The following is a 794-nucleotide window of genomic DNA, read 5'->3' as shown; positions in this document are numbered from 1 at the left end:
CGACCGCTTGTAGGCGTACGGTTTCAGGTTCTATTTCAACTTTCTATTCGAAATGCTTTTCACCTTTCCTTCACAGTACTAGTTCACTATCGGTCTTTGAGGAGTATTTAGCCTTGGAAGATGGTCCTCCCATATTCGGACAGAATTTCTCGTGTTCCGCCTTACTCGTTATCAACTTAATAAAAATTTCATTTACGGGACTATCACCCTCTACGGTTAACCTTTCCAGGTTATTCTATTATCCTTATTAAGTCTTTAGGGCTAATCCGCGTTCGCTCGCCACTACTTACGGAATCTCAATTGATTTCTTTTCCTATTGGTACTTAGATGTTTCAGTTCCCAACGTTCGCTCCCATTGCTGGGTGACATGCCTTCAACATGCCGGGTTGTCCCATTCGGAAATCTACGGATTAATGCGTATGTGCCGCTCCCCGTAGCTTATCGCAGCTTATCACGTCCTTCATCGCCTCTCAAAGCCTAGGCATCCGCCGTACGCCCTTTGTAACTTTTTTCTCGATTTAACCGTCATATTATTGAGCGGTTATGTTAATCTTACTCGTTTTCTTGATTAATTGTATACCTTTATAAAACTTTGATTTATTTCTAAATCTGTTTGTTTTTGATTGTATGCGATTATAAATAAATTATAATCTGTTTCTAATAATGTCAATGAACTCTTCTGCTTTAGACGAATTTCGAAATTCGTTTATCGCTTCGTGGAGAATATCGGAGTCGAACCGATGACCTCTTGCGTGCAAGGCAAGCGCTCTAGCCAGCTGAGCTAATCCCCCTCT

The 794-nt window shown here is 41.2% G+C and carries 1 tRNA gene and 1 rRNA gene (1 of these 2 running past the window's edge); both read right to left on the bottom strand.

Annotated features, from left to right (window positions below):
* Positions 1-512 (bottom strand): 23S ribosomal RNA (locus tag B4E59_RS14690) (it extends 2,480 nt beyond the left edge of the window).
* 205 nt (positions 513-717) lie between these two features.
* Positions 718-791 (bottom strand) — tRNA-Ala (locus tag B4E59_RS07175).
* Between the last annotated feature and the right edge of the window lie 3 nt (positions 792-794).

It is taken from the genome of Empedobacter sp. UBA2044 (genome assembly GCF_002333005.1).
Taxonomy (GTDB): Bacteria; Bacteroidota; Bacteroidia; order Flavobacteriales; family Weeksellaceae; genus Empedobacter; species Empedobacter falsenii_B.
The sequence above is the reverse complement of the archived record's forward strand: the minus strand, read 5'-3'. Positions and strand labels throughout refer to the sequence as shown.